Origin of the sequence: Uniformispora flossi, from assembly GCF_049534875.1 — a bacterium.
Taxonomy (GTDB): domain Bacteria; phylum Actinomycetota; class Actinomycetes; order Streptomycetales; family Streptomycetaceae; genus Yinghuangia; species Yinghuangia aomiensis.
Genome location: NZ_JBMULZ010000001.1, coordinates 855,241 through 878,895, shown reverse-complemented (window position 1 = coordinate 878,895; position 23,655 = coordinate 855,241). Strand labels below are relative to the sequence as shown.

General features: G+C 72.4%; 17 protein-coding genes. 8 read left to right on the top strand and 9 right to left on the bottom strand.

What is annotated here, in order from left to right:
• Positions 1–126: 126 nt before the first annotated feature.
• The 3 genes from ACPA54_RS03905 (at position 127) to ACPA54_RS03895 (ending at position 7,705) form a co-directional block, all read left to right on the top strand.
• Positions 127–2,697 carry a glutamate--cysteine ligase gene (locus tag ACPA54_RS03905; protein ID WP_423526733.1) on the top strand — a complete coding sequence of 857 codons (2,571 nt, stop codon included), beginning with the start codon at positions 127–129 and terminating at the stop codon, positions 2,695–2,697.
• 255 nt (positions 2,698–2,952) lie between these two features.
• The gene (locus tag ACPA54_RS03900; RefSeq protein ID WP_423526731.1) at positions 2,953–6,327 is read left to right on the top strand and encodes a pyruvate carboxylase; all 3,375 of its coding nucleotides are present in this window, start codon (positions 2,953–2,955) and stop codon (positions 6,325–6,327) included.
• Positions 6,328–6,649: 322 nt separating this feature from the next.
• Positions 6,650–7,705, top strand: a complete 1,056-nt coding sequence (locus ACPA54_RS03895; RefSeq protein ID WP_423526729.1) for an RNA polymerase sigma factor SigF — start codon at positions 6,650–6,652, stop codon at positions 7,703–7,705.
• An 89-nt stretch (positions 7,706–7,794) separates the two neighbouring features.
• On the opposite strand, the gene ACPA54_RS03890 is transcribed toward ACPA54_RS03895, so the two are convergent.
• The 6 genes from ACPA54_RS03890 to ACPA54_RS03865 form a co-directional block, all read right to left on the bottom strand.
• Positions 7,795–8,673: a PaaX family transcriptional regulator gene (locus ACPA54_RS03890; protein WP_423526728.1), complete on the bottom strand. Its 879-nt coding sequence runs from the start codon at positions 8,671–8,673 to the stop codon at positions 7,795–7,797.
• Between the two features lie 140 nt (positions 8,674–8,813).
• Entirely contained in the window at positions 8,814–9,710 is an 897-nt protein-coding gene (locus tag ACPA54_RS03885; protein ID WP_423526727.1) for a fumarylacetoacetate hydrolase family protein, read from the bottom strand.
• Between the two features lie 22 nt (positions 9,711–9,732).
• Positions 9,733–10,854 carry a cupin domain-containing protein gene (locus ACPA54_RS03880; protein ID WP_423526725.1) on the bottom strand — a complete coding sequence of 374 codons (1,122 nt, stop codon included), beginning with the start codon at positions 10,852–10,854 and terminating at the stop codon, positions 9,733–9,735.
• Entirely contained in the window at positions 10,851–11,903 is a 1,053-nt protein-coding gene (locus ACPA54_RS03875) for a carbon-nitrogen hydrolase family protein (protein ID WP_423526723.1), read from the bottom strand. The genes ACPA54_RS03880 and ACPA54_RS03875 overlap by 4 nt, the downstream gene beginning before the upstream one ends.
• Before the next feature lie 37 nt (positions 11,904–11,940).
• A complete protein-coding gene (locus ACPA54_RS03870) occupies positions 11,941–14,331 on the bottom strand; it encodes an oxidoreductase (RefSeq protein WP_423526721.1) in 2,391 nt (796 codons plus the stop codon).
• A 186-nt stretch (positions 14,332–14,517) separates the two neighbouring features.
• The gene (locus ACPA54_RS03865) at positions 14,518–16,035 is read right to left on the bottom strand and encodes an MFS transporter (RefSeq protein ID WP_423526719.1); all 1,518 of its coding nucleotides are present in this window, start codon (positions 16,033–16,035) and stop codon (positions 14,518–14,520) included.
• A gap of 270 nt (positions 16,036–16,305) precedes the next feature.
• Here ACPA54_RS03865 and ACPA54_RS03860 point away from each other — a divergent pair, with 270 nt between their 5' ends.
• Complete coding sequence (locus tag ACPA54_RS03860; RefSeq protein ID WP_423526888.1) at positions 16,306–16,770, top strand: MarR family winged helix-turn-helix transcriptional regulator; 465 nt, start codon at positions 16,306–16,308, stop codon at positions 16,768–16,770.
• A 273-nt stretch (positions 16,771–17,043) separates the two neighbouring features.
• Here the strand turns inward: ACPA54_RS03860 and ACPA54_RS03855 are convergent, their stop codons facing one another.
• Complete coding sequence (locus ACPA54_RS03855) at positions 17,044–17,688, bottom strand: hypothetical protein (RefSeq protein ID WP_423526718.1); 645 nt, start codon at positions 17,686–17,688, stop codon at positions 17,044–17,046.
• A 308-nt stretch (positions 17,689–17,996) separates the two neighbouring features.
• Between ACPA54_RS03855 and ACPA54_RS03850 the strand changes: the two genes are divergently transcribed.
• The 3 genes from ACPA54_RS03850 (at position 17,997) to ACPA54_RS03840 (ending at position 20,621) form a co-directional block, all read left to right on the top strand.
• Positions 17,997–19,016 carry a WD40 repeat domain-containing protein gene (locus ACPA54_RS03850; protein WP_423526716.1) on the top strand — a complete coding sequence of 340 codons (1,020 nt, stop codon included), beginning with the start codon at positions 17,997–17,999 and terminating at the stop codon, positions 19,014–19,016.
• A gap of 158 nt (positions 19,017–19,174) precedes the next feature.
• The gene (locus ACPA54_RS03845; protein WP_423526714.1) at positions 19,175–19,732 is read left to right on the top strand and encodes a DoxX family protein; all 558 of its coding nucleotides are present in this window, start codon (positions 19,175–19,177) and stop codon (positions 19,730–19,732) included.
• A gap of 214 nt (positions 19,733–19,946) precedes the next feature.
• Positions 19,947–20,621 carry a uracil-DNA glycosylase gene (locus ACPA54_RS03840; RefSeq protein ID WP_345677259.1) on the top strand — a complete coding sequence of 225 codons (675 nt, stop codon included), beginning with the start codon at positions 19,947–19,949 and terminating at the stop codon, positions 20,619–20,621.
• A gap of 111 nt (positions 20,622–20,732) precedes the next feature.
• Here ACPA54_RS03840 and ACPA54_RS03835 read toward each other — a convergent pair whose 3' ends face one another.
• The gene (locus ACPA54_RS03835) at positions 20,733–21,971 is read right to left on the bottom strand and encodes a cytochrome P450 (protein WP_345677258.1); all 1,239 of its coding nucleotides are present in this window, start codon (positions 21,969–21,971) and stop codon (positions 20,733–20,735) included.
• 423 nt (positions 21,972–22,394) lie between these two features.
• Here ACPA54_RS03835 and ACPA54_RS03830 point away from each other — a divergent pair, with 423 nt between their 5' ends.
• The gene (locus ACPA54_RS03830) at positions 22,395–22,589 is read left to right on the top strand and encodes a DUF2304 domain-containing protein (protein ID WP_423526711.1); all 195 of its coding nucleotides are present in this window, start codon (positions 22,395–22,397) and stop codon (positions 22,587–22,589) included.
• A gap of 118 nt (positions 22,590–22,707) precedes the next feature.
• Here the strand turns inward: ACPA54_RS03830 and ACPA54_RS03825 are convergent, their stop codons facing one another.
• A complete protein-coding gene (locus ACPA54_RS03825; protein WP_423526709.1) occupies positions 22,708–23,598 on the bottom strand; it encodes an NAD(+)/NADH kinase in 891 nt (296 codons plus the stop codon).
• Positions 23,599–23,655: the final 57 nt, after the last annotated feature.

Genomic DNA, 23,655 nt, shown 5'->3' with positions numbered 1-23,655 from the left:
TTGCCACGGCACCGTGACACGGACGGTGACGGCACCGCTCAACTGGTCCGAACGTCGATCAACACGGACATAACTCGACCGCGGCGTAACTGTACGTCGTTTTTCGGGTAACATTACGCTGTCGAAATGGGCAGCGGCAGTGCTGGGGCGACACGCGCGGTCACATGCGGGGTCGAAGAGGAGTTCCACCTCGTCGGGCTCGACACCAGGCATCTGGTGCCGGGCGCCCGCGAGGTCCTCGACCGGTTGCCCGCCAAGGGCTTCACGGCCGAACTCCACCAGTCCGAGATCGAGACCAACAGCCACCCGCACACCGAACTCTCGGACTTGCGCGCGGACTTGGTCCGATCCAGAAACGAAGTCGCGGACTCCGCGGAACAATCCGGGCTCGCGATCGTCGCGGCCGGCACCGTCCCGCTCGCCCGCTTCGAGGAAATCCCCGTCACGGCCGACGCCCGCTACCTGGGCATGGTCGACTCCTTCCAGCGGCTCGCGCACGAGCAGCTCATCTGCGGCGCGCACGTGCACGTCGGCGTCGCGGACCGCGACCTGGCCGTCGCCGCGCTTCCCTGGCTCGCCCCGTGGCTGCCGGTTCTGCTGGCGCTGTCCGCGAGTTCGCCCTACTGGCTCGGCGGCGACACCGGCTATGCGAGCTGGCGCAGCACCGTGTGGCGGCGCTGGCCCACCTCCGGCCCGGCCGGCACCTTCGCGTCGGCCGCCGAATACGACGAGATGGTCGAAGGCCTGCTGCGGTCCGGTGTGATCGCCGACGCCGGGATGGTCTACTACGACGCCCGCCCGTCCCGGCACCTGCCCACCCTCGAACTCCGCATCACCGACTCGTGCCCGGACGTCGACGACGTCGTGATGCTCGCCGCGCTGTTCCGCGCCCTGGTGGTGCGCGGCTGCCACAAGGCCGTCGACGGCGCCCGGCCGCCGCGGATGCGCGAGGAGTGGCTGCGCGCCGCGACGTGGCGCGCGGCCCGGTCCGGGCTGGAAGGCGAACTCGTCCACCCGATCCGGCTGCACACGGCGCCCGCGGCCGACGTCGTGGACACGCTGCTGACCACCGTCCGCCCCTACCTGGAAGACCTCGGCGACTGGGACACCGCGTCCGGCTGCGCGCTCGCCGCCCTCGGCCGGGGCAGCTCCGCCGCCCGCCAGCGAGCCGCCGTCGCCCGCGGCGGCTCGCTCGCCGACGCCGTCGACCTGGTCGCCGCACAGACCCGGGCCGATGCCACGGTCCCGCTCGCCGGCTCGGTGCCCGCGCCGCGCACCCCCGGCCTGTTCGAGGGCTACCGCGCCGCGTTCGACGAAGCGCTCGGCCCGGACGGCCGGGTCCGCCCCGCCTACGCGGCCCCCGTCGCCGCGCTCACCCGCCTCGGCGCCGCCCGCCTGCGGGTCCGGGCCCGCGCCCGCGACGAACTCCAGCGCGTCGACGGCACCCTGTTCCGCCCCGACGGCGCCGACGAACCCCGGCTCTACCCCTACGACCTGCTGCCCCGTGTGGTGGCCGGCGACGACTGGGCCCGGCTGCGCGGCGGCCTCGCCCAGCGCGTCGCCGCCCTCGAAGCGTTCCTGCACGACGTGCACGGCGAACGCCAGGTCGTCCGCGACCGGATCGTGCCCGCCTGGGTCGTCGACGGCGCACCCGGCCTGCGCGGCACCGGCGGGCACCTGCCGCCCGACACCGTGCGCATCACCCTCGCCGGCATCGACCTGGTGCGAGACGGCACCGGGGAATGGCTCGTCCTCGAAGACAACCTCAACATGCCCGCCGGGCTCGCCTACGCGCTCGCCGCCCGTCGGCTCGCGGCCACCGTGCTGCCCGAACTCGACCCGGGCACCGCCGTCCTGAAACCCGATCAGGTGCCCGCGCTGCTGCACGCCGCGCTCACCGCCGCGGCCCCGCCGCGCACCGCGGGCGACCCCGTCGTCGCGGTGCTCAGCGAAGGACCGGACAGCCCGGCGTGGTTCGAGCACCGCTTCCTCGCCGACGCGCTCGGCGTGCCCGTGGTCACCCCCGGCGACCTGAGGTTCGTCGGCGGACGGGTGGTCGTCACCGGCGGCCGGCACGGCACCTACCCCGTCGACGTGCTGTACCGGCGCGTCGACGAAGACGTCCTCGCCGCCGCCATCGGTGCCGACCGCCGCCCGATCGGCCCCGGCCTGCTCGCCGCGGTGCGCACCGGGACCCTCGCGATCGCCAACGCGCTCGGCAACGGCGTCGCCGACGACAAGGTGCTGTACGCCTACGTGCCCCGCCTCATCGAGTACTACCTCGGCGAGCAGCCGCTGCTGCCGTCCGTGCGCACCTACCTGTGCGGCGACCCCGACGACTTCGCGTACGTCCTCGACCACCTGCACGAACTGGTCGTCAAACCCGTCGACGGCTACGGCGGCGAAGGCATCGTCATCGGCCCCGACGCGGGTGACCAGGAACTCAAACAGGCCCGCACCGACATCACCGCCGACCCCCGGCACTGGGTCGCGCAGGAGACCGTGGCGCTGTCCACCCACCCGACGTTCACCGGCGAACGGTTCGAACCCCGCGCGGTCGACCTGCGCGCCTTCGTCTGCCAGTCCGGCGGCCCCGTCGTGCTGCCCGTCGCCCTCACCCGGTCGGCGCCGTTCCGCAGCCTGCTGGTGCATTCGCTGCGCGGCGGCGGCGCAAAAGATACCTGGATCATGCGGTGAACATTCCGCGGAAATCCCGGTGATCCCGCAAAATCTCCGGCCGCGACGCGCCGCGACACCCTTGAGAGCAAGGTCACAGAACCGCCCGAACCACGGGAAATAACGGCATTCCCGCTGGTCAGAAGCGTTGTCCCATAGTCACACTCGGTGCCCGGCATATGGACCGGGCCTGCGGGGGAGCAGTACTCCTGTCCTAGGGTTCGGGGCATTCCGACCGGAATCCCCGGGCGACCGGGCAAGGAGGGTAGGTAGCACGTGATCCGCAAGTTGCTGGTGGCCAACCGCGGCGAAATCGCCGTGCGAGCGCTGCGTGCCGCAACCGAGCTGGACATCGCCACGGTGGCTGTCTACGCATACGAGGACCGCCACTCCCTGCACCGCCAGAAAGCCGACGAAAGCTACGAGATCGGCGAGCGCGGCCACCCGCTCCGCGCGTACCTGGATGTGGACACCATCGTCAACGCCGCCATCGCGTGCGGAGCCGATGCGATTTACCCGGGCTACGGGTTCCTCTCCGAGAACCCGCTGCTCGCGGAAGCCTGCGAGGCCAACGGCATCACCTTCGTCGGCCCCAACGCCGACGTGCTGTCGCTCGCCGGCAACAAGGTGCGGGCGCTGGAAGCCGCGAAGAGCGCCGGCCTGCCGACGCTCCGCACGGCGGACCCGCAGGACGACATCGAGGCGCTGCTCGCCGCCGCCGACGAGATCGGCTTCCCGATCTTCGTCAAGGCCGCGGCCGGCGGCGGCGGCCGCGGCCTGCGCCGGGTCGACCGCCGCGACGACCTGCGCGCCGCCGTCGAGACCGCGATGCGCGAAGCGCAGACCGCGTTCGGCGACCCGACGGTCTTCCTGGAAGAGGCCGTCGTCCGCCCGCGGCACATCGAGGTGCAGGTCCTCGCCGACGCCGACGGCAACGTCGTGCACCTGTACGAGCGGGACTGCTCCGTGCAGCGCCGCCACCAGAAGGTCGTCGAGATCGCCCCGGCACCGCACCTCGACCCCGAGCTGCGCGCCCGCATCTGCGCCGACGCCGTCCGCTTCGCCGAGACCATCGGCTACCGCAACGCGGGCACCGTGGAGTTCCTCCTCGACGAGCGCGGCCGCTACGTGTTCATCGAGATGAACCCGCGCATCCAGGTCGAGCACACGGTCACCGAAGAGGTCACCGGCATCGACCTCGTGCAGTCCCAGCTGCGCATCGCGTCCGGCGCCACGTTCGCCGACCTCGGGCTCGCCCAGGAGAACATCCGGGTGCAGGGCGCCGCGCTGCAGTGCCGCATCACCACCGAGGACCCGTCGCTCGAGTTCCGGCCGGACACCGGCACGGTCTCCGCGTACCGCTCGCCGGGCGGCGCGGGCGTGCGGCTCGACGGCGGCACCTTCACCGGCGCCGAAGTCCTGCCGTACTTCGACTCGATGCTGGTCAAGCTGACCTGCCGGGGCCGCACCTTCGGCGACGCCGTCGCCCGCGCGCGGCGCGCGGTGGCCGAGTTCCGCATCCGCGGCGTGGCCACCAACATCCCGTTCCTCCAAGCCGTCCTCGACGACCCGGAGTTCCGCGACGGCAAGGTCACGACCTCGTTCATCGAGGACCGCCCCGACCTGCTGCGCGCCCGCGCCGGCGCGGACCGCGGCACCCGCCTGCTCGCCTACCTCGCCGACGTCACCGTCAACCGGCCGCACGGGCCCGCGCCCGCGCTCGCCGCCCCGCGCACCAAGCTGCCGGAACTCCCGGCTGGGGATGCCCCGTCCGGGAGCCGGCAGCGGCTGCTCGAACTCGGCGCCAAGGGCTTCGCCGACGCGCTGCGCGCCCAGGAGGCGCTCGCCGTCACCGACACCACGTTCCGCGACGCGCACCAGTCGCTCCTCGCGACACGTGTGCGCACCTTCGACTTGGCCGCCGCGGCCCCGCATGTCGCGCGGCTGACGCCGGAGTTGCTGAGCGTCGAGGCGTGGGGCGGCGCGACGTACGACGTCGCGTTGCGCTTCCTCACCGAGGACCCGTGGGAGCGGCTCGGCACGCTGCGCACGGCCATGCCGAACCTCAACATCCAGATGCTGCTCCGCGGCCGCAACACCGTCGGGTACACGCCGTACCCGGACAAGGTGTGCGCGAAGTTCGTCGAAGAGGCCGCCGCCACCGGCATCGACATCTTCCGCATCTTCGACGCGCTCAACGACATCGAAGCCATGCGCCCCGCGATCGAAGCGACCCTCGGCACGCACGCCATCGCCGAAGGCACGCTCTGCTACACCGGCGACCTCGCGAACCCGGGCGAGCGGCTCTACACGCTCGACTACTACCTGCGGCTCGCCGAGCAGCTCGTCGAGGCCGGCGTGCACGTGCTGTGCATCAAGGACATGGCCGGCCTGCTCCGCGCGCCCGCCGCCCGGACCCTGGTGTCCGCCCTGCGCGAGCGGTTCGACCTGCCGGTCCACCTGCACACGCACGACACCGCGGGCGGCCAGCTGGCCACCTACCTGGCCGCGATCGAGGCGGGCGTCGACGCGATCGACGGCGCGTCGGCCGCGCTGGCGGGCACCACCAGCCAGCCGCCGCTGTCCGCGATCGTCGCCGCGACCGACCACACGCCGCGGGCCACCGGGCTGTCGCTGGACGCGCTGTGCGACCTGGAGCCGTACTGGGCCGCGGTGCGCGAGGTGTACGCGCCGTTCGAGTCCGGCCTGCCCGCGCCGACCGGCCGCGTGTACCGCCACGAGATCCCCGGCGGCCAGCTGTCCAACCTGCGCCAGCAGGCGATCGCGCTCGGCCTCGGCCACAAGTTCGAGCAGATCGAGGACGCCTACGCGGCGTCCAACCGGATCCTCGGCAACATCGTCAAGGTCACCCCGTCGTCCAAGGTCGTCGGCGACCTGGCGCTGCACCTGAGCGCGGTCGGTGCGGACCCGGCCAAGTTCGAGGACGACCCGGCGGCGTTCGACATCCCGGACAGCGTCATCGGCTTCCTGCAGGGCGAACTCGGCACGCCGCCCGGCGGCTGGCCCGAGCCGTTCCGCACCCGCGCGCTGGCCGGCCGCAACACCACCGCGCCGCGCACCGTCGCGCTGACCCCCGAGCAGGACGCCGCCCTCGACGGCGACGACCTGCGCGGGACGCTCAACCGGCTGCTCTTCCCGGGCCCGGCGCGCGACTTCGAGGAAGCCCGCCGCCTGTACGGCGACGTGTCGGTGGTGCCGACCCAGGCGTTCCTGCACGGCCTCAAGCCGGGCGAGGAACTGACCGTCGAGCTGTCCCCGGGCGTCGCGCTCTACCTCGCGGTGGAGGCGATCGGCGAGGCCGACGAGCGCGGCTACCGCACCGTGTACTGCCGGATGAACGGCCAGCCGCGCGTGCTGTCGGTCCGCGACCGGTCGGTCAAGCCGGCCCGCCCGGAAAGCGAGCGCGCCAACCCGGACAACCCGAACCACGTCGCCGCGCCGTTCAGCGGCGTCGTCACCCTCCAGGTGGGCGTCGGCGACGCGGTCGACGCCGGGCAGACGGTGGCCACCATCGAGGCGATGAAGATGGAGGCGTCGATCACCGCGTCGGCGGCGGGGACGGTGCAGCGCCTCGCGATCGACACGGTCGCGTCGGTCGAGGCGGGCGACCTGCTGGTGGTCGTCGGCTAGCCCGTCCGCGGTCGCCCGGCTGCGTGCCCGCCGGGTGTGAGACCCAGCGCCGCGCGGGGACGTCGGGTCCCGGAGTCGTCCGACTCCGTGGGCCGGACGTCCCCGCGCGGCGTTTTCGTTGCGCCGATCGGGGGGCGTCTCATCGGATTTTTTGTAGCTTTTCGGACCCGCCGTGGGCGCGTTTTCACCGGTAGCATCCGTTTTTGTGGTGTTTTGGTGGCTTCCGTAACTCTTCGGGGCTCTTGCTCTTGCGTGTCCGACGTCACAGACTCGGGTCCGCTCGGGGTTTCGGTATATGTCCGTCCGGTTTGGGAGACCTTGTATGGCTGTGCGCCTCGACGACGCCGCCGTGACCCGGGGCCAGCGCCCCCGGCTCGCGAAGGCCGAGCCCACGAGCGTGCCCGCTGGTGCCGACCCCCGCGCGCTTGCCGACGACCTCGCCGACGACCTGGCCGAAGAACTCGCCGGAACGCCCGCGGGCGAACCGTCCGAGGGCCTGGCCGACGACCTCGCCGAGCTGCCGCCCGGCGACCTCGCCGACGAGCCGGCCGCCGAGCCGGGCGTCAACGTCGACGAACTGCTCGCTTATCCGCAACTGCTCCACCACCTGCCCACCCCGCTCGCCCGGGAGGCCGGCGACGCTTTGCTCGCCCGGCTGGCCCGGCTGGAGCCGGGCACCGCCCAGCACAGCTACGTGCGCGGCCTGCTGGTCGAACTCAACCTGCCGATGGTCCGGCACGCCGCGGGCCGCTACCGGCGGCGCGGCGAACCCGTCGAGGACATCGTCCAGGTCGGCACGATCGGCCTGATCAAGGCCATCGACCGCTACGAAGCCGACCGCGGCAGCAGCTTCATGGCCTATGCCATGCCGACGATCATCGGCGAGATCAAACGTTTCTTCCGCGATACGTCGTGGTCGGTCCGGGTGCCGCGGCGCCTCCGCGAACTCCGCACCGAACTGCTCCGCGCCACCGACGAACTGACCGCGACCCTCGGCCGCACCCCGACCCCGCGGGAACTCGCCGAACGGATCGGGATCACCGAGGAGGAGGTGGTCGAAGGCCTCGACGCGTGCACGGTCTACACCGCGACCTCCCTGGACGAGACGGCCTACGGCGACGCCGAAGGCCAGGAGACGGTGGGCGACCGCCTCGGGGCCGAGGACCACGAGCTGGACCTGGTGGAGTACCGCGAGGCTCTGCGGCCGCTGCTCGCCGAGCTGCCCGGGCGTGAGCGGGCGATCCTGGTGATGCGCTTCTACGGCAACCTGACCCAGGCCCAGATCGGGGAGCGGGTCGGGATCTCGCAGATGCACGTGTCGCGGCTGCTGGCCCGGACGCTGGCGTCGCTGCGGGAGCGGCTGATGGTGCCGGGGTGAGGCCGGCAAGGCGGCGATCCGTGCCGTGAGGCGCGTCGACCTGGAGAACCGGGCGGAGCCGCAGGCCTGAGCGCGGCACACGCACAGGCTCAGGCCCCGGTGTCCGTCTCGCTCTCCGTTCCGGTCCCGCTCTCCGTCCCGGTCTCGATCAGCCCGGTGACCTTCTGCACGTGCCGGAGGCTCGGCTGGGCGAGGCGTTCGTGCAGCTCCGTGAACACCCGCCGGGCCTCGACCGCGTTCCAGTCGTCCGGCAGCAGCTCGGTGGGCAGGCCCGGGTCGAGGTACGGCAGCCGCCGCCACTCGGTCAGCATCGGCACGTAGTCGCGGAACGCCCGGTCCGGCTCGGCCTCCTCGGCGGCGCGCAGCGACTCGGCCATGGGCCCGTAGCGGGCGGTGAAGGCCGCGTACTGTTCTTCGATCGCCGGGAAGTCCCACCACGCGCTGACCGCGGCGGGCAGGTCGGCGAACGCGGCGTAGTCGCCGGCGAAGAGGTGGACGTAGTCGCTCAGGCCGACCCGCTCCAGGGTCGCGCGGGTGCCGTCGAGGAGGCGGCCCGGGGCGACCCACACCCCGGGCGACACCTTGCCGAAGCCCAGCCATGTCAGCCGCGAGCGCAGCTGGTGGCGGTGCGCCCGCTCGCTCTCGGGGACCGAGAAGACCGCGACGACCCAGCCGTCCTCGAGCCGGGCCGGGTCGAGGTTGCCGAAGATGCGCCGGTCGCCTTCGTCGAAGACCGGGCCCATCGCCGGGCTCAGGCGGTAGCCGGTGCCGGTCCGCCGCTCCCCGACGAGCGTGCCGCGCTTCTTCAGGCGGGCGATGGCCGACCGCACCGCCGGCGCGTCGACGTCGAGTTCCGCCATCAAGGTGATCAGGTCGGCGATCGAGACCCACCCGCCGCACGGCCTGACGAACCCGCCGTAGATGGTGTTGATGAGTGAGCTGGGTCGGGTGGTCGCGCTCTCGGCCATGATCGCCTCCAGGACGTGTGCGGCGGCGATCCTACCGGCCCGCGGGCCGCCCAACCGTTCGCTCCCGGCACGGCCGGGGGAGAGCCGGCGTACGCACCCGGTAGGTGCGGGGTGTGCCCGGCATGGCGGGCTCCGACCCCTCAGCGGGCGTCGACGACGGGGTTGGCGAGCGTGCCGATGCCCTCGACGGTCGCCTCGACCAGGTCTCCGGGCCATAGGAATTGCGGCGGCACCATGCCCGCGCCGACGCCGGACGGCGACCCGGTCGAGATGACGTCGCCCGGTTCGAGGGTCATGCCGGAGGTGATGTCCGCGATCAGGCGCGGGATCCGGAACAGCATGTGGCGGGTGTTGGACTTCTGCTTGGTCTCGCCGTTGACGCGCAGCGACACGTCGAGGTCGAGCGGGTCGGCGATCTCGTCGGTGGTGACGACGGCGGGACCGAAGGGGCAGTAGGAGTCCTGGCCCTTGGAGAAGAACCACTGGCCCGAGCGGCGCTGGTCGCGGGCACTGATGTCGTTCATGATCGAGTAGCCGAAAATGTGGTCCCACGCGTCTTCTTCGGCGACCCGGAACGCCGTGCGGCCGATGACGACGGCAAGTTCGCATTCCCAGTCGAGCTGCCGGGTCAGGTCGCCGTTGTGCAGGATCGGCTGCCCGTGGCCGGTGACGGCGGTGGCGGGCTTCCCGAACAGGACCGGCCGGTCCGGCAGTTCCTTGGCGGTGTCGAGGCTGCGGCTGGATTCCTCGACGTGCTCGACGTAGTTGAGGCCGATGCCGACGACCTTGCCGGGACGGAGCGGGGCACGCAGGCCGACGTCCGCGAGGGCGTGGGCCGCGTCGGACGGTGAGGCCGAGGCCAGCAGAGTCCGCAGCCGGTCCCAGGCGTCGGGCCCGGCCTGGACGACGGACAGCAGGTCGGGGGGCACGTCCGCGCCGTGGGCGGCGGCCAGGGCCGCGACATCGACGACGCGGTCGCCGGCCACGGCACCGAACCGCGGCGCACCGGTGCCGAGGGTGTACGTGATCAGTCGCATGGGGGGTCCTTGGTCGGGCCGGTCAGAGGGTCGGTTGGTGTCCGTGGTCGTCGGCGTAAGCCTCTTCCCGCCAGAAGCCCAGGGAGCGCATGACGGGGAAGTCGTCGAAGGAGAACAGGCAGGCGTCGTCCGCGTCGTCGAGGTTGGCGTGCTCGTGCCACGCCCAGGACGGGACGACGAAAATGTCGCCCTTGCTCCACGGGAAGCGCTGTCCCGCGACGACCGAGACGCCCCGGCCCTTCGCGACGGTGTAGACGACCGAGCCGGTGTGGCGGTGGGCGCGCGTGGCCTGTCCGGGGCGGAGCAACTGCATCCGGGCGCCCATGGTGGGCATGACCGGGCCGCCCGTGACGGGGTTGGTGTACTCCGCGATCACACCGTCGTACGGGGAGCCCTCGGCCGCGTCGGCGAGGCCGCGCAGGGCCGCGTAGGTGGCTTCCCACGGCCAGGCGAGCAGCGGCGAGTACGGCCGCGTCCACTTCTCCGCGCCGTACGGCAGCAGGTTGCCGCCGTACGTGGCCACGGATGCGTTGACGACCTTGCCGGGCTGCTGGTGCAGGTCGGGGTGTACTTCGTAGAAGCCGGCGTCGAGCGCGTTGACCAGGGGGATGTCGAGGCCGTCCTGCCAGATGACCGGCCCGTCGTCGCCTTCGTTGCCGTGCTCGTGCCACGTGCCGTTGGGGGTGATGGCGAAGTCGCCGGGGCCGACGCGGAGTTTCTCGCCGTCGACGATGGTCCAGGCGCCGGTGCCTTCGTGGACGAACCGGAGTGCCGCGGCCTGGTGCCGGTGGGCGGTCATCGACTCTCCCGGGCCCATGATCTGCAGGCCGGTGTAGAGCAGTCCCACGGCGGCGCTGACGTCGCGGCGACCGGGGTTGACCAGCATGACGACACGGCGGCCTGCGTCGTCGGCGGAGACCAGGTCGAGGGCTTTGCGGACCAGCGGGCGCAGTTCGGCGTAGCGCCAGAGCACGGGGGCCGACTGCGGCTGCGGGTACCACGGCTCGATCTTGTTGGCGACGGTCCACAGCGCGCCTGCCCCGCGGTCGGCGAGTTCGGCGTAGTAGGCCTCCAACTCCGGGGTGCCGGACACGCGTGCGCGGCCGAGCATGGTGTCGTCCTGACGGGTTCCCCGCGGTGTCATGACTCCTCCTCTGCGCCGGCGCCGTCCCCGGCGGGGGCGGCTGCCGCGGTGTGGGTTTCGGGGTCGACGGCGAAGGTCACCGGGCGGCGCGGCGTGTTGTCGACGTGCAGGCTGAAGATGTCGAAGCGGTTGTAGTGGCCGAGGATGTCGTGCATCTGCTTGGGCTGGATGCAGCGGTTGAGGTCGATGTCGGCGTAGACGATGCCCTCGTCGTCGACGAGCGGTTCGGTGACCGGGCGGCCGTCCGGGCCGAAGATGCCGGACAGCGCGCTGCGGGGGCGGGAGAGCTGCTTGCGGACCGCGTCGTCGTCCCCGGCGATCGCGTCCACGATCTCGGGGGAGATGGTCGAGCAGGCGACGACGGTGAAGACCTTGCCTTCGAAGCAGTGCGCGGCGGCGCGGACGGCGATGGCCTCCGCCATGTCGTAGTCGGCGGGTGCCACCGGGAGGGCGATATAGCTCGCCGCGTGCACGAGTTCGCCTTGGGCCAGGAGGGTGAAGCGGGCCAGGGTGTTGGTGTTCTCGCCGCATGCGAGCACGCCGAGCGGGCCGACGGGCGTGGGGTGGACGCGCAGGGAACTCGCGTCGCCGCCGGTCCAGGTGAGCTTCTCGGCCCACGTCGGGACGAGCTTGCGGTGGACGCCGAGGACCGTCCCGTCCGCGCCGATGGTGACCATCGTGTTGTACAGCTCGCCGACGCTGTGCGCGCCGCGTTCGTTGACCCCGACGACCACCACGGCGCCGGTCGCGCGCGCCGCGGCGCTGAGCCGGTCGATGTGCGGGCCGGGGATGTCGACCGAGGAGCGGTAGAGCCTCTCGAACCAGGGCGAGCCCTGGACGGGGTTCATCGTCCAGTTCCAGTACGGGTATCCGGGGACGAATACCTCGGGGAAGACGACGAGCCGTGCGCCTCGCCCGGCGGCCTCGTGGACGAGGGCGACGGCCTTGTCGACGGTGGCGGCGGCGTCGAGGAAGACCGGCGCGGCCTGCACGGCGGCGGCGGTGAAGCGCGGCAGGTCGTCGCGCTGGTGGTCCATCAGGTTCTGCATGCGGGCTCCTCGGCGGTCCACGGTCGGGCGGCGGCGGTCACCCGCGCGAGGCGGCGGACAGGACGGGCGGTTGCGGTGTCCAGCGCGCCGGGACGTCCCCGGCGGCGTCGCGGAGCAGGTGCAGCCGCGGCGGCACCCGGTCGGTGCGGGCGCCGGGCGGCTTCCGGCTGCCCGGGCGCCAGGCTTCGGGCCAGACGGCGCCGGGTCCGGCGTACCCCTGTTCCGCGGCGGCGTGCAGCGTCCACAGCGGGTCGTACAGGTGGGCCCGCCCGACCGCGCACAGGTCGGCGCGGCCCGCGAGCAGGATCGAGTTGACGTCGTCGTAGGTGGAGATCGCGCCGACGGCGATGGTCGGGATTCCGCAGGCGTTGCGGATCAGGTCGGCGAAGGGGGTCTGATAGCTGCGGCCGTAGGCGGGGCGTTCTCCGGCCACGACTTCGCCGGTGGACACGTCCACGGCGTCGGCTCCGGCCGCGGCGAGCGCGCGGCAGATCGCGACGGCGTCGGCCTCGGTCGTCCCGCCGTCGGCCCAGTCGCATGCGGAGATCCGCACCACGAGTGCCTTGTCGGCAGGCCAGACCGCGCGCACCGCGTGCAGCACTTCGAGGGGGTAGCGCAGGCGGTGCGGCAGTGAGCCGCCGTAGGCGTCGGTGCGCCGGTTGGTGAGCGGCGACAGGAAACCGGAGACGAAGTGGCCGTGTCCGAATTGCAGTTCGAGGGCGTCGAAGCCGGCCCGGTCGGCGCGGTGGGCGGCGGAGGAGAAGGCGTCGCGGATGCGGTCGAGGTCCGCGCGGGTCGCTGCGCCCGGGGTGCTGCTCGTGTCGTCCCACGGGAGCGGCGAGGCGGCGACCGTCGGGCCGCCGAGGTCCCGCAGGGCGCTGCTGGTGCCGTCGGGGCCGGGGACCGTGCGTGCGGCGCGGCGCCCCGCGTGGGTGAGCTGGATACCGAGGACCGCGTCGGTCTGCGCGGCGGCGGTGTCGACGATGCGGCGCCAGGCGGCTTCCTGCTCGTCGTTCCACAGTCCCGGGCACTGCGGGGTCGCGCGCCCTTCGGGCGTGACGGCGGTCATGCCGGCGAAGACCAGCCCCGCGCCGCCGAGCGCGAGGGCGCCCAGATGGGCGGCTTCGAACGCGCCGGGCACACCGCGCGCCGCGGAGTAGGTGGCGATCGGCGGCACCACCACGCGGTTCGAGAGCGTGACTCCGCCGATGCGGAAGGGCCGGAACATCGGCGGCGTGGAGCCGTCCCCGCGCCCGCCGAACCAGCGGTCCACCGCACCGACGAAGCCCGCGTCGCGGGCCCGGAGGTTGTCGTAGGTCACCCGGCGGCTGCGGGTCAGCAGGTTGAACGCGAACGGTTCGGCCGGGCGGCCCGCATACCGGTCGATGTTCTCGAACCACTCCAGGCTCGCCTGCGCGGCGCGCTGGGTGGATTCGACGACCGGGCGCCGCTCGGCCTCGTAGGCGGCGAGGGCGGTGCCGATGTCCGCGTGCTCGTGCAGGCAGGCCGCGAGGGCGAGGGCGTCCTCCATGGCCAGCTTCGTGCCCGACCCGATGGAGAAGTGCGCGGTGTGCGCGGCGTCGCCGAGCAAGACGACGTTGCCGTGCCGCCAGGTGGCGTTGCGGACGGTGGTGAAGCGGATCCACCGGGAGTTGTTCGGCAGCAGCCGGTGCCCGTCCAGGTGCTCGGCGAGGATCTCCGCGCAGCGGTCGATGCTCGCCGTGTCGCTCCGCCCCACGGGCAGGTCGCGCGCGGCGAGGTCGGCGAATCCCGCGCGGTACCAGGGCTCTTCGGCCATCTCGACGATGAACGTGCTGTGTGCGGCGTCGAAGGGGTACGCGTGGACCTGGAGGACGCCGAAGTCTCCTTCCGCGACGATGAAGGTGAACGCCTCGAAGACCTTGTCGGTCCCCAGCCACATGTAGCGGCAGTTGCGCTCGTCCAGGTCGGGCCGGAACACGTCGGCGTACTGCTCGCGGGTTGCCGAGCGCACGCCGTCCGCGGCGACGACGAGGTCGTAGGCGGGGGAGAGTTCGTCGACAGGTGGGGCCGGGGTGCGGTAGCGCACGTCGACGTCCAGCTCGGCGCAGCGTTCCCGGAGGATCCGGAGCAGCCGCTTGCGGCCGAGGGCGGCGAAGCCGTGCCCGCCCGAGGTGAGGGTGCGGCCGCGGTAGCGGATGTCGATGTCGGTCCAGCGGGCGAACTCCGCGGACATGGCCGCGTGCACGCGCGGATCGGCGTCGGCGATGCCGTCGAGGGTCTCGTCGGAGAACACGACGCCGAAGCCGAACGTGTCGTCGGGCGCGTTGCGTTCCCAGACCGTGATGTCCCAGTCCGGGGACAGCTGCTTGGCCAGGACGGCGAAGTACAGTCCGCCCGGTCCACCGCCGACGACTGCTACGCGCACGGTTCCTTGTGGTGGCGCCATGACACGAATCTATCGCGCAATATTGTCGGTCGCTATATTTTCGCTATATGTCGGAGGGGGAGGGCTCCCGAAAGGGGCGTCGGTTCGAGAGTCAGACGCGGTGCAGCGTCACGATGTACGGCGTGCCGTCCGGGTGGGGCGCGGCGAGCGCGGGCCCGGGCCGCATTGCGCGGCCCGGGCGGCGGCTCAGTTCGCGGCGGCGGTTCCGGCCGCGGTTGCCGCCGTCGTTCCGGCGGGAGCTTCCGCGGCGGCGGGGGCGACCGGCGTACTGGAGGCCAGGGCGGTGTCCGCCTCGGCGCCCGCCGGCTTCCGCCCCGGGATCAGCAGGCTGACCAGCGCGGCGGCCGCGGCGGCGGCGAAGCCGACCCACAGGGCGGTCTTGAAGCCGCCCAGCGACGGGATCGAACGCCCGCCGAGGTCGGAGGTCATGTTGGCGAGGATCATGCTGATGACCGCGGCCGACGACGACGTGCCGATGGAGCGCATGAGGGTGTTGAGGCCGGTGGCCGAGCCGGTCTGGCGCATCGGGACGGCCTGCATGATCAGCGCGGGCATCGCCGAGTAGGCGAGGGCGCAGCCGGCCGCGGAGACGCTGGTGGCGATGACGATCTTCCACACCGCGTCGAGCATGACGAGCGAGATCAGGTAGCCGACCGCGGTGACGACGGCGCCGACGAACAGCGAGACCTTCGGACCCTTCGCCGCGGAGAGCTTGGCGGACATCGGCGAGACCACCATCATCACCAGGCCGGCGGGGGCCATGACGAGGCCGGTGACGACCATCGACTTGCCGAGGCCGTACCCGCTGACCTCGGGGAGCATGAGGACCTGGGGGAAGACCAGCGACTGGGCGTACATCGCGAAGCCGATGACGACGGACGCGAGGTTCGTGAAGAGCACCTGCGGGCGGGCGCTGATGCGCAGGTCGACGAGCGGTTCGCGCGTGCGGAGTTCGCCGAGGCCCCAGAGCGGCAGGATCACCAGCGCGGCGGCGAACATGCCGAGCGTGGTCGGGCTGCCCCAGCCCCAGTCGGCGCCCTTGGACACCGCGAGGAGGAACGCGACGAGGCCCGCGGACAGGCCGAGCGTGCCGAGGAAGTCGAAGCGGGCGGGGGTGCGCACCGGGGACTCCGGCACGAACATCAGTACGAGCACGATGTCGAGCGCGCCGAGTGCGGCGGCGCCCCAGAAGAGCATGTGCCAGTCGGCGTTCTGGGCGACGACGGCGGCGACCGGGAGGCCGACCGCGCCGCCGATGCCGAGCGTGGCGCTCATCAGCGCGACGGACGGGCCGAGGCGGGCGGGCGGGAGTTCGTCGCGCATCAGGCTCATGCCGAGGGCGATGACGCCGAAGGAAGCGCCCTGCAGGATGCGCCCCATCACCATCGGGACGAGCGAGTCGCTGAGGCCGCATATCGCGGAGCCGAGGGTGAGGAGGGCGAGGCAGAGCGCGAGGATGCGGCGCTTGCCGTACATGTCGCCGAGTCGGCCCATGACCGGGGTGAAGACGGCGCCGGAGAGCAGGGTCGCGGTGATCACCCACCCGGCGTTCGACGCGGAGGTGTGCAGGAGGTTCGGAAGGTCGGTCAGGAGCGGGACGACGAGCGTCTGCATCAGGGAGACGACGATGCCGCAGAAAGCGAGGACGGCGACGATCAGACCGGGACTGCGGTCACGCGTCGCCGGGGGTGCTGCTGCGGTCATGTGGTGCCCTCCGAGGCTGGGTCGGTACCGTATGCACGATACACATGATATGTATCGTGCATATAACGGGGGGTCGGAATAGGCTTTCCGTGCCCGCGCGGCCCTGGCCGGGGTCGGAACCCCGCGCGGTGCGCGGACGTTGGCGGGGCGACAGGGTGGGCGACAGGGTTGCCGGAGATCCGGCGAACCGATTCGGCAGCCCGCCGCGGAAGACCGGAGGGATGCGACGTGCCGGGAGGCGACGTGACGGAGGACGGCGAGCGGGACGCCATGCTGGCCGGCATCGAGCGCGAGTGCATGCTTCTGGCGCGGCATCAGGTGATGGTCAACCGGCACGTCGACGGGCCGCTGCTGGAGCGGTCGGCGTACCTGCTGATCAGCCGCCTGGAGGCGGCGGGCCCGATGTCGATCGGCCAGCTCGCGGAAGCGTTCCAGTTGGACACGTCGACCGTCAACCGCCAGGTTGCCGCGCTGCTGCGCGGCGGGCTGGCGGAACGCATCCCCGACCCGGACGGCGGCCTGGCCCGCAAGCTCCGCGCCACCGACGAAGGCCGCCGCCGCTTCGCCGCCGACCGCGAGCGCTACTACCACGGCCTGGAACGCGTGCTCACGGGCTGGACGGACGAGGACCGCGCGGAGCTGTTCGACGTCCTCATGCGGCTGAACCGCTCGATCGAAGACATGCAGGGCAACGCCTGGCCCCGCCCGGAGGCGACGGTGGAGGCGGGGCGGTAGAGCGCCGGCGGGGGTGAGAGACGACCTGCCAGGGGCAACGGCGACGGGGGAGGCGGGCGGTATCCGACAGCCGAGCGCGTCCGCTCCGGCGGGTGGCCTCGCCGCGTTCGGGGTCCGGGCAAAGCGGCCCGTGAGGCGGGGCGGCTGGTGACGTCGCGGGGGCGTCGGGGCGCGACACGGCTTGATGCCTGGCGGGACCGTGGGTGTCCGAAGGCGCCCGGCAAGCGCCCCTGCACGGTGGGCTGTTCTCGGCGCGCAGGGGCGGGTGTTCGGCTACTTCGCCGACCCGGTCGGCTTCTCCGGGTCCGCGGGCGGTGTCGCGGGGGAGTCCGTCGCGGCCTTCTCCCCCTCGGGGGCCGGGTGTTCCGGTGATGCGGACGGCTTCCGAGGTGTCGGCTTGGCGGGCGCGGGCGCGGGCGCGGGCCCGGAAGCGGACGTAGGCGCAGCCGCGGGTGCCTCGGGGGCGGCCTCGTCTGCCACGGGCTTTCCCGCGGCCGCCGGTTCCGGTCGGCTCTCGGTGCCCGACTCCTCGCCCTCCGACTCCTCGCCCTCCGGCTCCTCGCCCTCCGGCTCGGCGTCCTCGGCGTCCCCGGCGTCCTCCGAGTCCTTGTCGAACTCGTCGAGTTCGCCGTCGAACTCCTCGTCCCAGTCCTCGTCTTCGTCTTCCGCGCCGGCCAAGCGGTAAGCGCGGTACTTCGCCGCGCCGACCACCACCGCGCCGCCCGCGAGCATGGCGACGCCCACGGTCAGGATCAGCGGTTCGTTGCCGGACGCGCCCGTGTCGGCCAGGACCGGCTGGTCGTCGGACGCTCCGGGCAGGGCGCGTACGCCGACCGGTGCCGCGATCGCGAGGACGCCCGCGATCATCGCTATGACGGCGGCGCGGCGCAGTGTCCGCGCTGACGTGTTCTCCTGCATGCCCTCGCTCTTCGGTCGATGGCCGACGACGTGTCGGACCCCTTCCTAGCAGCCGCGCGCGCCCGGTGGGAGGCCGGGCGGGGTGCCGCGGCCGATGAGCCGGATCCGGGCGTTCCGGTATGCGTCGAGTGGGATGACTTGCGGAGTACGGGAGCGTGTCCGCAGGAGAGTTCGCCGTCCGCCGGCCGTCGTCCCGGAAACCCAACCGAGCGAGGAAATTTTCCTCCCCGTAACACGGCGCCGGGAGGCTTGGCCGCGCGGTAGGCCGCTCCGGGGGCGAGCGCCCGTAGCCGGAGGAGAGGACCGCGATGGCTGCCATGGCGACTCGGGCCACCCGGCCCGCACCCGAATGGGAACGGCAAGTCGACGACGTACCCGCCGCATTGGCGGTCTCCGGTGGCCTGTGCGTGGTTGCGTGTGCGCGCGGCGGCGTGCATCTGCTCGATGTCGTGACCGGTCAGGCGATTGCCAAGCTGTGGCTGCCGGGCGGCGCGCACCGCGTCGGGTTCTCGCCGGACGGTGCGGTGGCCGCGGTCGCGGGGCCGTGCGGGTACGCGTTGTGGCGGGTGGCCGACGGCGCGGTGCTGATGCGTGCCACCGACGCCCCGGCCCGGTTCGCGTGGGCGGACGCCAACCTGTGCGCGGTGGCGTACGGCGGCGCCGTGGTCGTCTACGACGCCGCGTCCGGGGTGGAGCGCTGGCGCCCCCTCGACGGCGCGGTGCCGGTGGACGACCTCGCGTGGTTCGACCGCGGCCGCACGGTGGCCGCCGCGGTCGGCGGCGACGTGTACGCGTACTCGGCCCGCGGCCGGGTCGCCGCGTGGTCGTACCCGGCTCCGGTGCGCGTGCTGGCGGGCGGCACCGACGGGGCGTGGCTGTGCGCGGCGGGCGACGGCCCCGGGGTGTTCATCCGCGGCGTCGGCGGCACGTCCGAGGACTTGCCGACGCCCGGCCCGGCCCTCATCGACGGCCTGGCACTGGACGGGTCCGGGCAGTGGCTGGCCGCGCAGAGCGACGGCGGGCTCACCGTGTGGGACTTGGCGGCCCGTGGCGGGCGGATGCGCCCGAAACCGCGCCGCCTGGAGGCGTCGATCGGCCTGGGCGTCGCCGCGTGGCGGCCCGCCGCCCGGGGCGCGGTGATCGCGACGGGCGGGGGCGACGGGGCGGTGGCGGTGTGGGACGCGCGTGCGGGCTCGGTGCGGCGGGCGGCGTCGCCGTCGGTGCGCTGGTACGCGGGGGCGCCGGTGACCGCGCTGGCCTGGGCCGGGTCCGAGGTGCTGGTGTACGCGGACGCCGCGGGGCGGGTTACCGCGCGGGCCCCGGAATGACCCACGCCACGGTGCTTTCGCGCCGCGTCCGGTAAGTTGCCTACGCAATGTGACGGTGGGTCAGATCCGGTCGGTCCGCGGGTCCGCGTGGTGCTTTCCCCGGGACCGGTCCGAGGCCGGTGCGATCCGGGAGAACCCGGATGAAAAGGTAGGTGGCGATGTTCGGCAAGAAGAAGGCGGCCGCGGCGGCAGACGGCACGGGCAAGGACGTTGCTGCCCTCGTGCTGCGGGCCACCCTCGGTCCGATGCTCTTCGCACACGGTTACAACAAGGTCGCCGGCCCCGGCGGACTCAAGGGCACGACCGGCTGGTTCGAGGCGCTCGGCCTGAAGCCGGCCGAGGTGCACGCCAAGATGGCCGCCGGCACCGAGATGGCCGCGGGCGTCGGCCTCACGCTCGGCATCGCGAACCCGCTGCCGGCCGCGGCGACCGTCGGCCTGATGTCCGTGGCGGCGCGTACCGACCACCGCGGCAAGGGCTACTTCGTCTTCAAGGGCGGCTGGGAGTACTGCGCGGTCGTCGGCGGTGCCGCCGTCGCGCTGGCCGGCCTCGGCAACGGCAAGTACTCGGTCGACCGGCTCTTCGGCCGCCAGTCGTCCGGCGTGAAGCCCGCGCTGGTCGCCGCCGGCCTCGGTGTCGCGAACGCCGCGCTGCTCCTCAAGCTCTGCTACAAGCCGGAAGAGAAGCCGGACGAGAAGCCGGACGAGACGGTCTGATCCGGCCGCTCGCCAGGTACGCCGCCGCGCCCGCACCCGCCGCAAGGCCGGTGCGGGTGCGGCGTTTTCGCACCGTTTCGGACCCGGTGCCGACCCGGGCGGGAGCGCGAGTTCCCGCCCGACCCCGCGCTTGTCGGCCGCGGCGACTACGTTGGGGCTCACCGGAATCCGCCTGTGCGGGTTTCGCCCGTACCGTCGTCGTGGAGGTTGTGCTGTGCAGACGTTGCCCGAGTCGTGGCGTCCGGTTCTCGCGGAAGAGCTTTCCGCGGACTACTACGCCGCGCTCACCGCGTTCGTCGACGCCGAGCGCGCGGCACACCAGGTGTTCCCGCCCGAGGACGAGGTCTTCGCGGCCCTGGCGGCGACGGCCTACGACGACGTGAAGGTCCTCGTGGTCGGCCAGGACCCGTACCACGACGACAACCAGGCGCACGGCATGTGCTTCTCGGTGCGCCCCGGCGTGAAGGTCCCGCCGTCGCTGCGCAACATCTACAAGGAACTCGGCACCGACCTCGGGCTGACCGTGCCGGACAACGGCTACCTCATGCCGTGGGCCGAGCAGGGCGTGCTGCTGCTCAACACCGTCCTCACGGTGCGCGCGCACGAGGCCGCCTCGCACAAGAACCAGGGCTGGGAGAAGTTCACCGACGCGGTCATCAAGTCGGTCAACGACCGCGACAAGCCCGTCGTGTTCGTGCTGTGGGGTGCGCACGCCCGCAAGAAGGCCGCGCTCATCGACGCCTCGCGGCACGTGATAGTCGAGGGCGCGCACCCGTCGCCGCTGTCCGCGAAGAAGTTCTTCGGCAGCAAGCCGTTCTCGCAGATCAACACGGCGCTGGAGGAGATGGGGCACGAGAAGATCGACTGGCAGATCCCGAACCTGGGCTGAGTCTGCCAGCCTGCCAGGCCTGCCAGGCCACCGACGTACGGAACGGCGGGACCCCGCACCGGGGTTCCGCCGTTCCGCGTTTTTCCGCGTGGTCTCGGGGCGTGCCGCGGCTCAGGCCGGGACGATCCGCACCGGCATGTCCTTCACGCCGTTGAGGAAGTTGGACCGCATGCGCCGTGCCGGGCCGGTGAGTTCGACCCGGTCGATCTTCTGCGCGAGGGTCCGGAACATGATCTCCAGCTCCAGCTTGGCGAGATGCCGGCCGAGGCAGAAGTGCGGGCCGCCGCCGCCGAAGCCGAGCATCGGGTTCGGGTCGCGGCCGATGTCGAACGTGTACGGGTCGGCGAACACCGACTCGTCGCGGTTCGCCGAGCTGTAGAACACGATGACCTTGTCGCCCGCCGCGATCTTCTGCCCGCCCAGCTCGGTCTCCTGGACCGCGGTGCGGCGGAACGCGTTGACGGGGGAGACCCAGCGCACGATCTCGTCCGCCGCGGTGGCCGCGAGGCCCTCCGGGTCGGCCTTGAGCCGGGCCCATTGGTCCGGGTGCTCGATCAGCGTCAGCATGCCGCCGGAAATCGCGTTGCGGGTCGTCTCGTTGCCCGCGACGGCCAGCAGCATGAAGAAGAGGTCGAACTCCAGTGCCGTCAACTCGTTGCCGTCACGGTCCGGTTGGACGAGCTTGGAGACGATGTCGTCGACCGGGCAGGCGCGCTTCTCGGCGCCGAGCTGGTCGGCGTACTGGAACATCTCCATCTGGATGGCGGCGCCGGCCTCCGGGCCCTCGCCCATGTCCGGGTCTTCCGCGCCGACGAGCTTGTTCGACCAGTGGAACAGCCGGTGCCGGTGCTCCTGCGGGACGCCCATCAGGTCCGCGATGACCACGAGCGGGAGTTCCGCCGCGCACATCGTGACGAAGTCGCCCTCGCCCTGCTCGATCGCCGCGTCGACGATCCGCTCGCACGCCGCCTCGACCTTGCCTTCGAGGGTCAGCGTGGTGCGGGGCGTGAAGCCGCGGTTGACGATGTTGCGCAGCCGCGAGTGCTCCGGCGGGTCCATGTTGAGCATCATCATGCGCTGCGTGTCGAGCGAGTCGCCGACGGGCTCCTGGAGCAGCGAGAGGCGCTCGTAGGAGGAGAACAGCTCCGGGTTGCGGGACACCTGGACGACGTCCGCGTGCCGGGTCACCGCCCAGAAGCCGTCCGGGACTTCGGGGTCCGGGTGGCGGTGGACGGGGGATTCGCGGCGCAGCGTCGCGAAGGACTCGTGCGGGATGCCGTCCTCGTACGCGTCGGCGGAGTAGATGTCTATCTCGCCGAGGCCGGCGGTGGTGGGCGCGGGGTGGGACACGGCGTACCAGGACCTTTCATGGACGGAAAAGGTGCGGTTGCGCGTGGCCCCGGCCGGCGGGGCCGGCGGGCAGGGCCTCGTGGCATGGCGCGGTTGTCGGGAGCATGCCATGTGGTTGCCCCGGGCGGAAGACAGACAGCCTGTCGATTTTGCCTGCCGGGGGCGTGCCGTCGCGGCGGTTGAGGTGGTCCGGGTCGCGCCGGGTTCCGGGTGCGCCGCGGAGGGAGCCGTCCGGGTGATCTCGGCGGACACGCCGCCGCCCGGTGCGTCGGAATCGTCCCGAAAGATAACGTTTTGCTACTTTATAGACACTTTCGGTAGCGAAGGTGTTGTGGTGCCACAAGCACTGAAGCCACACATCCCCCTTTCGGCGTGAGCGTGCCGTCCCCTGCGCTTCCTGCGCCCCTTCGAGGAGTCGTCCCCATGGCTTTGAACATCTCCACCGTCGTCCTGCTCGGCGTCATCGTGTTCCTCTTCATCAAGAAGGGCGGCATGAAGGTCTGGCATGCGATCGTCTGCGCGCTGCTGGGCTTCTACCTCGCCGGCACGACAATCGCGCCGAGCATCCAGTCGAGCGGGAACAGCGTCGCGAACCTGCTCAGCAACCTGAACTTCTAGCGCCGCGGCACCCTGTCCCCGCGCCGGCTGCCCGGCGCGGGGACGGTCGTGCGGGTCGTGCGGGTCGTGCGGATCGGACGGATCACCCAGGTCGCTTGGATCACGCAGCCCGCGTGGGTCAGACGACGAGGCGCAGCCGTCGTGCCGACGCCCCCAGGTCGACGCGTTCGCCCCAGGACAGCGTCAGGCGGTCGGCTTCGATCCCGTCGCCGAACGCCACCAGGCCCTCGGACTCCACGACCAGCGACAGCCGCCCTCCCGCGGCCAGGGTGCCGTGCGTCAGCGTGGTCCCGGTCGACGGGGAAGCCCACGCCTCGCGGACGAACCAGGACAGCCGGTCGTCGGCCGGCCCGGGCAGCGCCGGAGCGCCGGGGCGGTCGCGCTGCACCGAGCCGCACCAGCCGGTCGCGCCGGTGCCGGTGCCGACCAACAGACCCGAGGACGCCTGCCGTTCGCTGCGTTCGTCGGGCGTGTCGAGGCGGTAGCGGGCGGTCTGGTGGGTCGGGTGGCCGAGGTAGATCTCGTTGAGTGCGGTCAGCGTCCGGCCGTCGTCCGTGCGCGCTTCCGCCATCGTGCGCAATTCGCACGGTGCCGAGCCGGCCTCGACCGCGCGGAACAGCCGTGCGCAGTCCGCGGGCCGGTGCGGGGTGAGGAGCATGCCGCCGCCCGGGTCGGCGTGTACGCCGATGACCGGCTGGCCGTCGAGGTACTTGGCGGCGTTGGCGACCAGGCCGTCCTGGCCGACGACGACCACGACGTCGTGCTCGTCGAACAGGAACCGATCCAGGTCGCCGCGCTCCACGGTGCCGCGCCGCCAGTGCGGCGGCACGGCGGCGCCCGCCACGGCCAACGCGTCCTGCACGGCGTCGGCTTGCGTCACCATGCTCTTCGCGCTCAGGCCGCGGTTCTTCAGGAAGAAGCTGCCTTGGTTGTAGGTGCCGTGCCGGTTGATCAGCTCCTGCAGCGGCGGGAGGCGGTGGACGAAGACGGCCCTGGGGACCGGCGCCATGCCGGGTCAGCCTCGGGCGGGGGGTTGGCCCATACCCGGTGGGGTCCAGCCGGGCGG

Bases quoted from the DNA above. Each gene is read 5' to 3' on its own strand.
- ACPA54_RS03895 (WP_423526729.1), top strand. From the start codon at position 6,650: ATGGCTGTGCGCCTCGACGACGCCGCCGTGACCCGGGGCCAGCGCCCC.
- ACPA54_RS03845 (WP_423526714.1), top strand. From the start codon at position 19,175: ATGTTCGGCAAGAAGAAGGCGGCCGCGGCGGCAGACGGCACGGGCAAG.
- ACPA54_RS03865 (WP_423526719.1), bottom strand. From the start codon at position 16,035: ATGACCGCAGCAGCACCCCCGGCGACGCGTGACCGCAGTCCCGGTCTG.
- ACPA54_RS03855 (WP_423526718.1), bottom strand. From the start codon at position 17,688: ATGCAGGAGAACACGTCAGCGCGGACACTGCGCCGCGCCGCCGTCATA.
- ACPA54_RS03825 (WP_423526709.1), bottom strand. From the start codon at position 23,598: ATGGCGCCGGTCCCCAGGGCCGTCTTCGTCCACCGCCTCCCGCCGCTG.
- ACPA54_RS03905 (WP_423526733.1), top strand. From the start codon at position 127: ATGGGCAGCGGCAGTGCTGGGGCGACACGCGCGGTCACATGCGGGGTC.
- ACPA54_RS03875 (WP_423526723.1), bottom strand. From the start codon at position 11,903: ATGCAGAACCTGATGGACCACCAGCGCGACGACCTGCCGCGCTTCACC.
- ACPA54_RS03880 (WP_423526725.1), bottom strand. From the start codon at position 10,854: ATGACACCGCGGGGAACCCGTCAGGACGACACCATGCTCGGCCGCGCA.
- ACPA54_RS03870 (WP_423526721.1), bottom strand. From the start codon at position 14,331: ATGGCGCCACCACAAGGAACCGTGCGCGTAGCAGTCGTCGGCGGTGGA.
- ACPA54_RS03890 (WP_423526728.1), bottom strand. From the start codon at position 8,673: ATGGCCGAGAGCGCGACCACCCGACCCAGCTCACTCATCAACACCATC.
- ACPA54_RS03885 (WP_423526727.1), bottom strand. From the start codon at position 9,710: ATGCGACTGATCACGTACACCCTCGGCACCGGTGCGCCGCGGTTCGGT.
- ACPA54_RS03860 (WP_423526888.1), top strand. From the start codon at position 16,306: ATGCTGGCCGGCATCGAGCGCGAGTGCATGCTTCTGGCGCGGCATCAG.
- ACPA54_RS03850 (WP_423526716.1), top strand. From the start codon at position 17,997: ATGGCTGCCATGGCGACTCGGGCCACCCGGCCCGCACCCGAATGGGAA.
- ACPA54_RS03830 (WP_423526711.1), top strand. From the start codon at position 22,395: ATGGCTTTGAACATCTCCACCGTCGTCCTGCTCGGCGTCATCGTGTTC.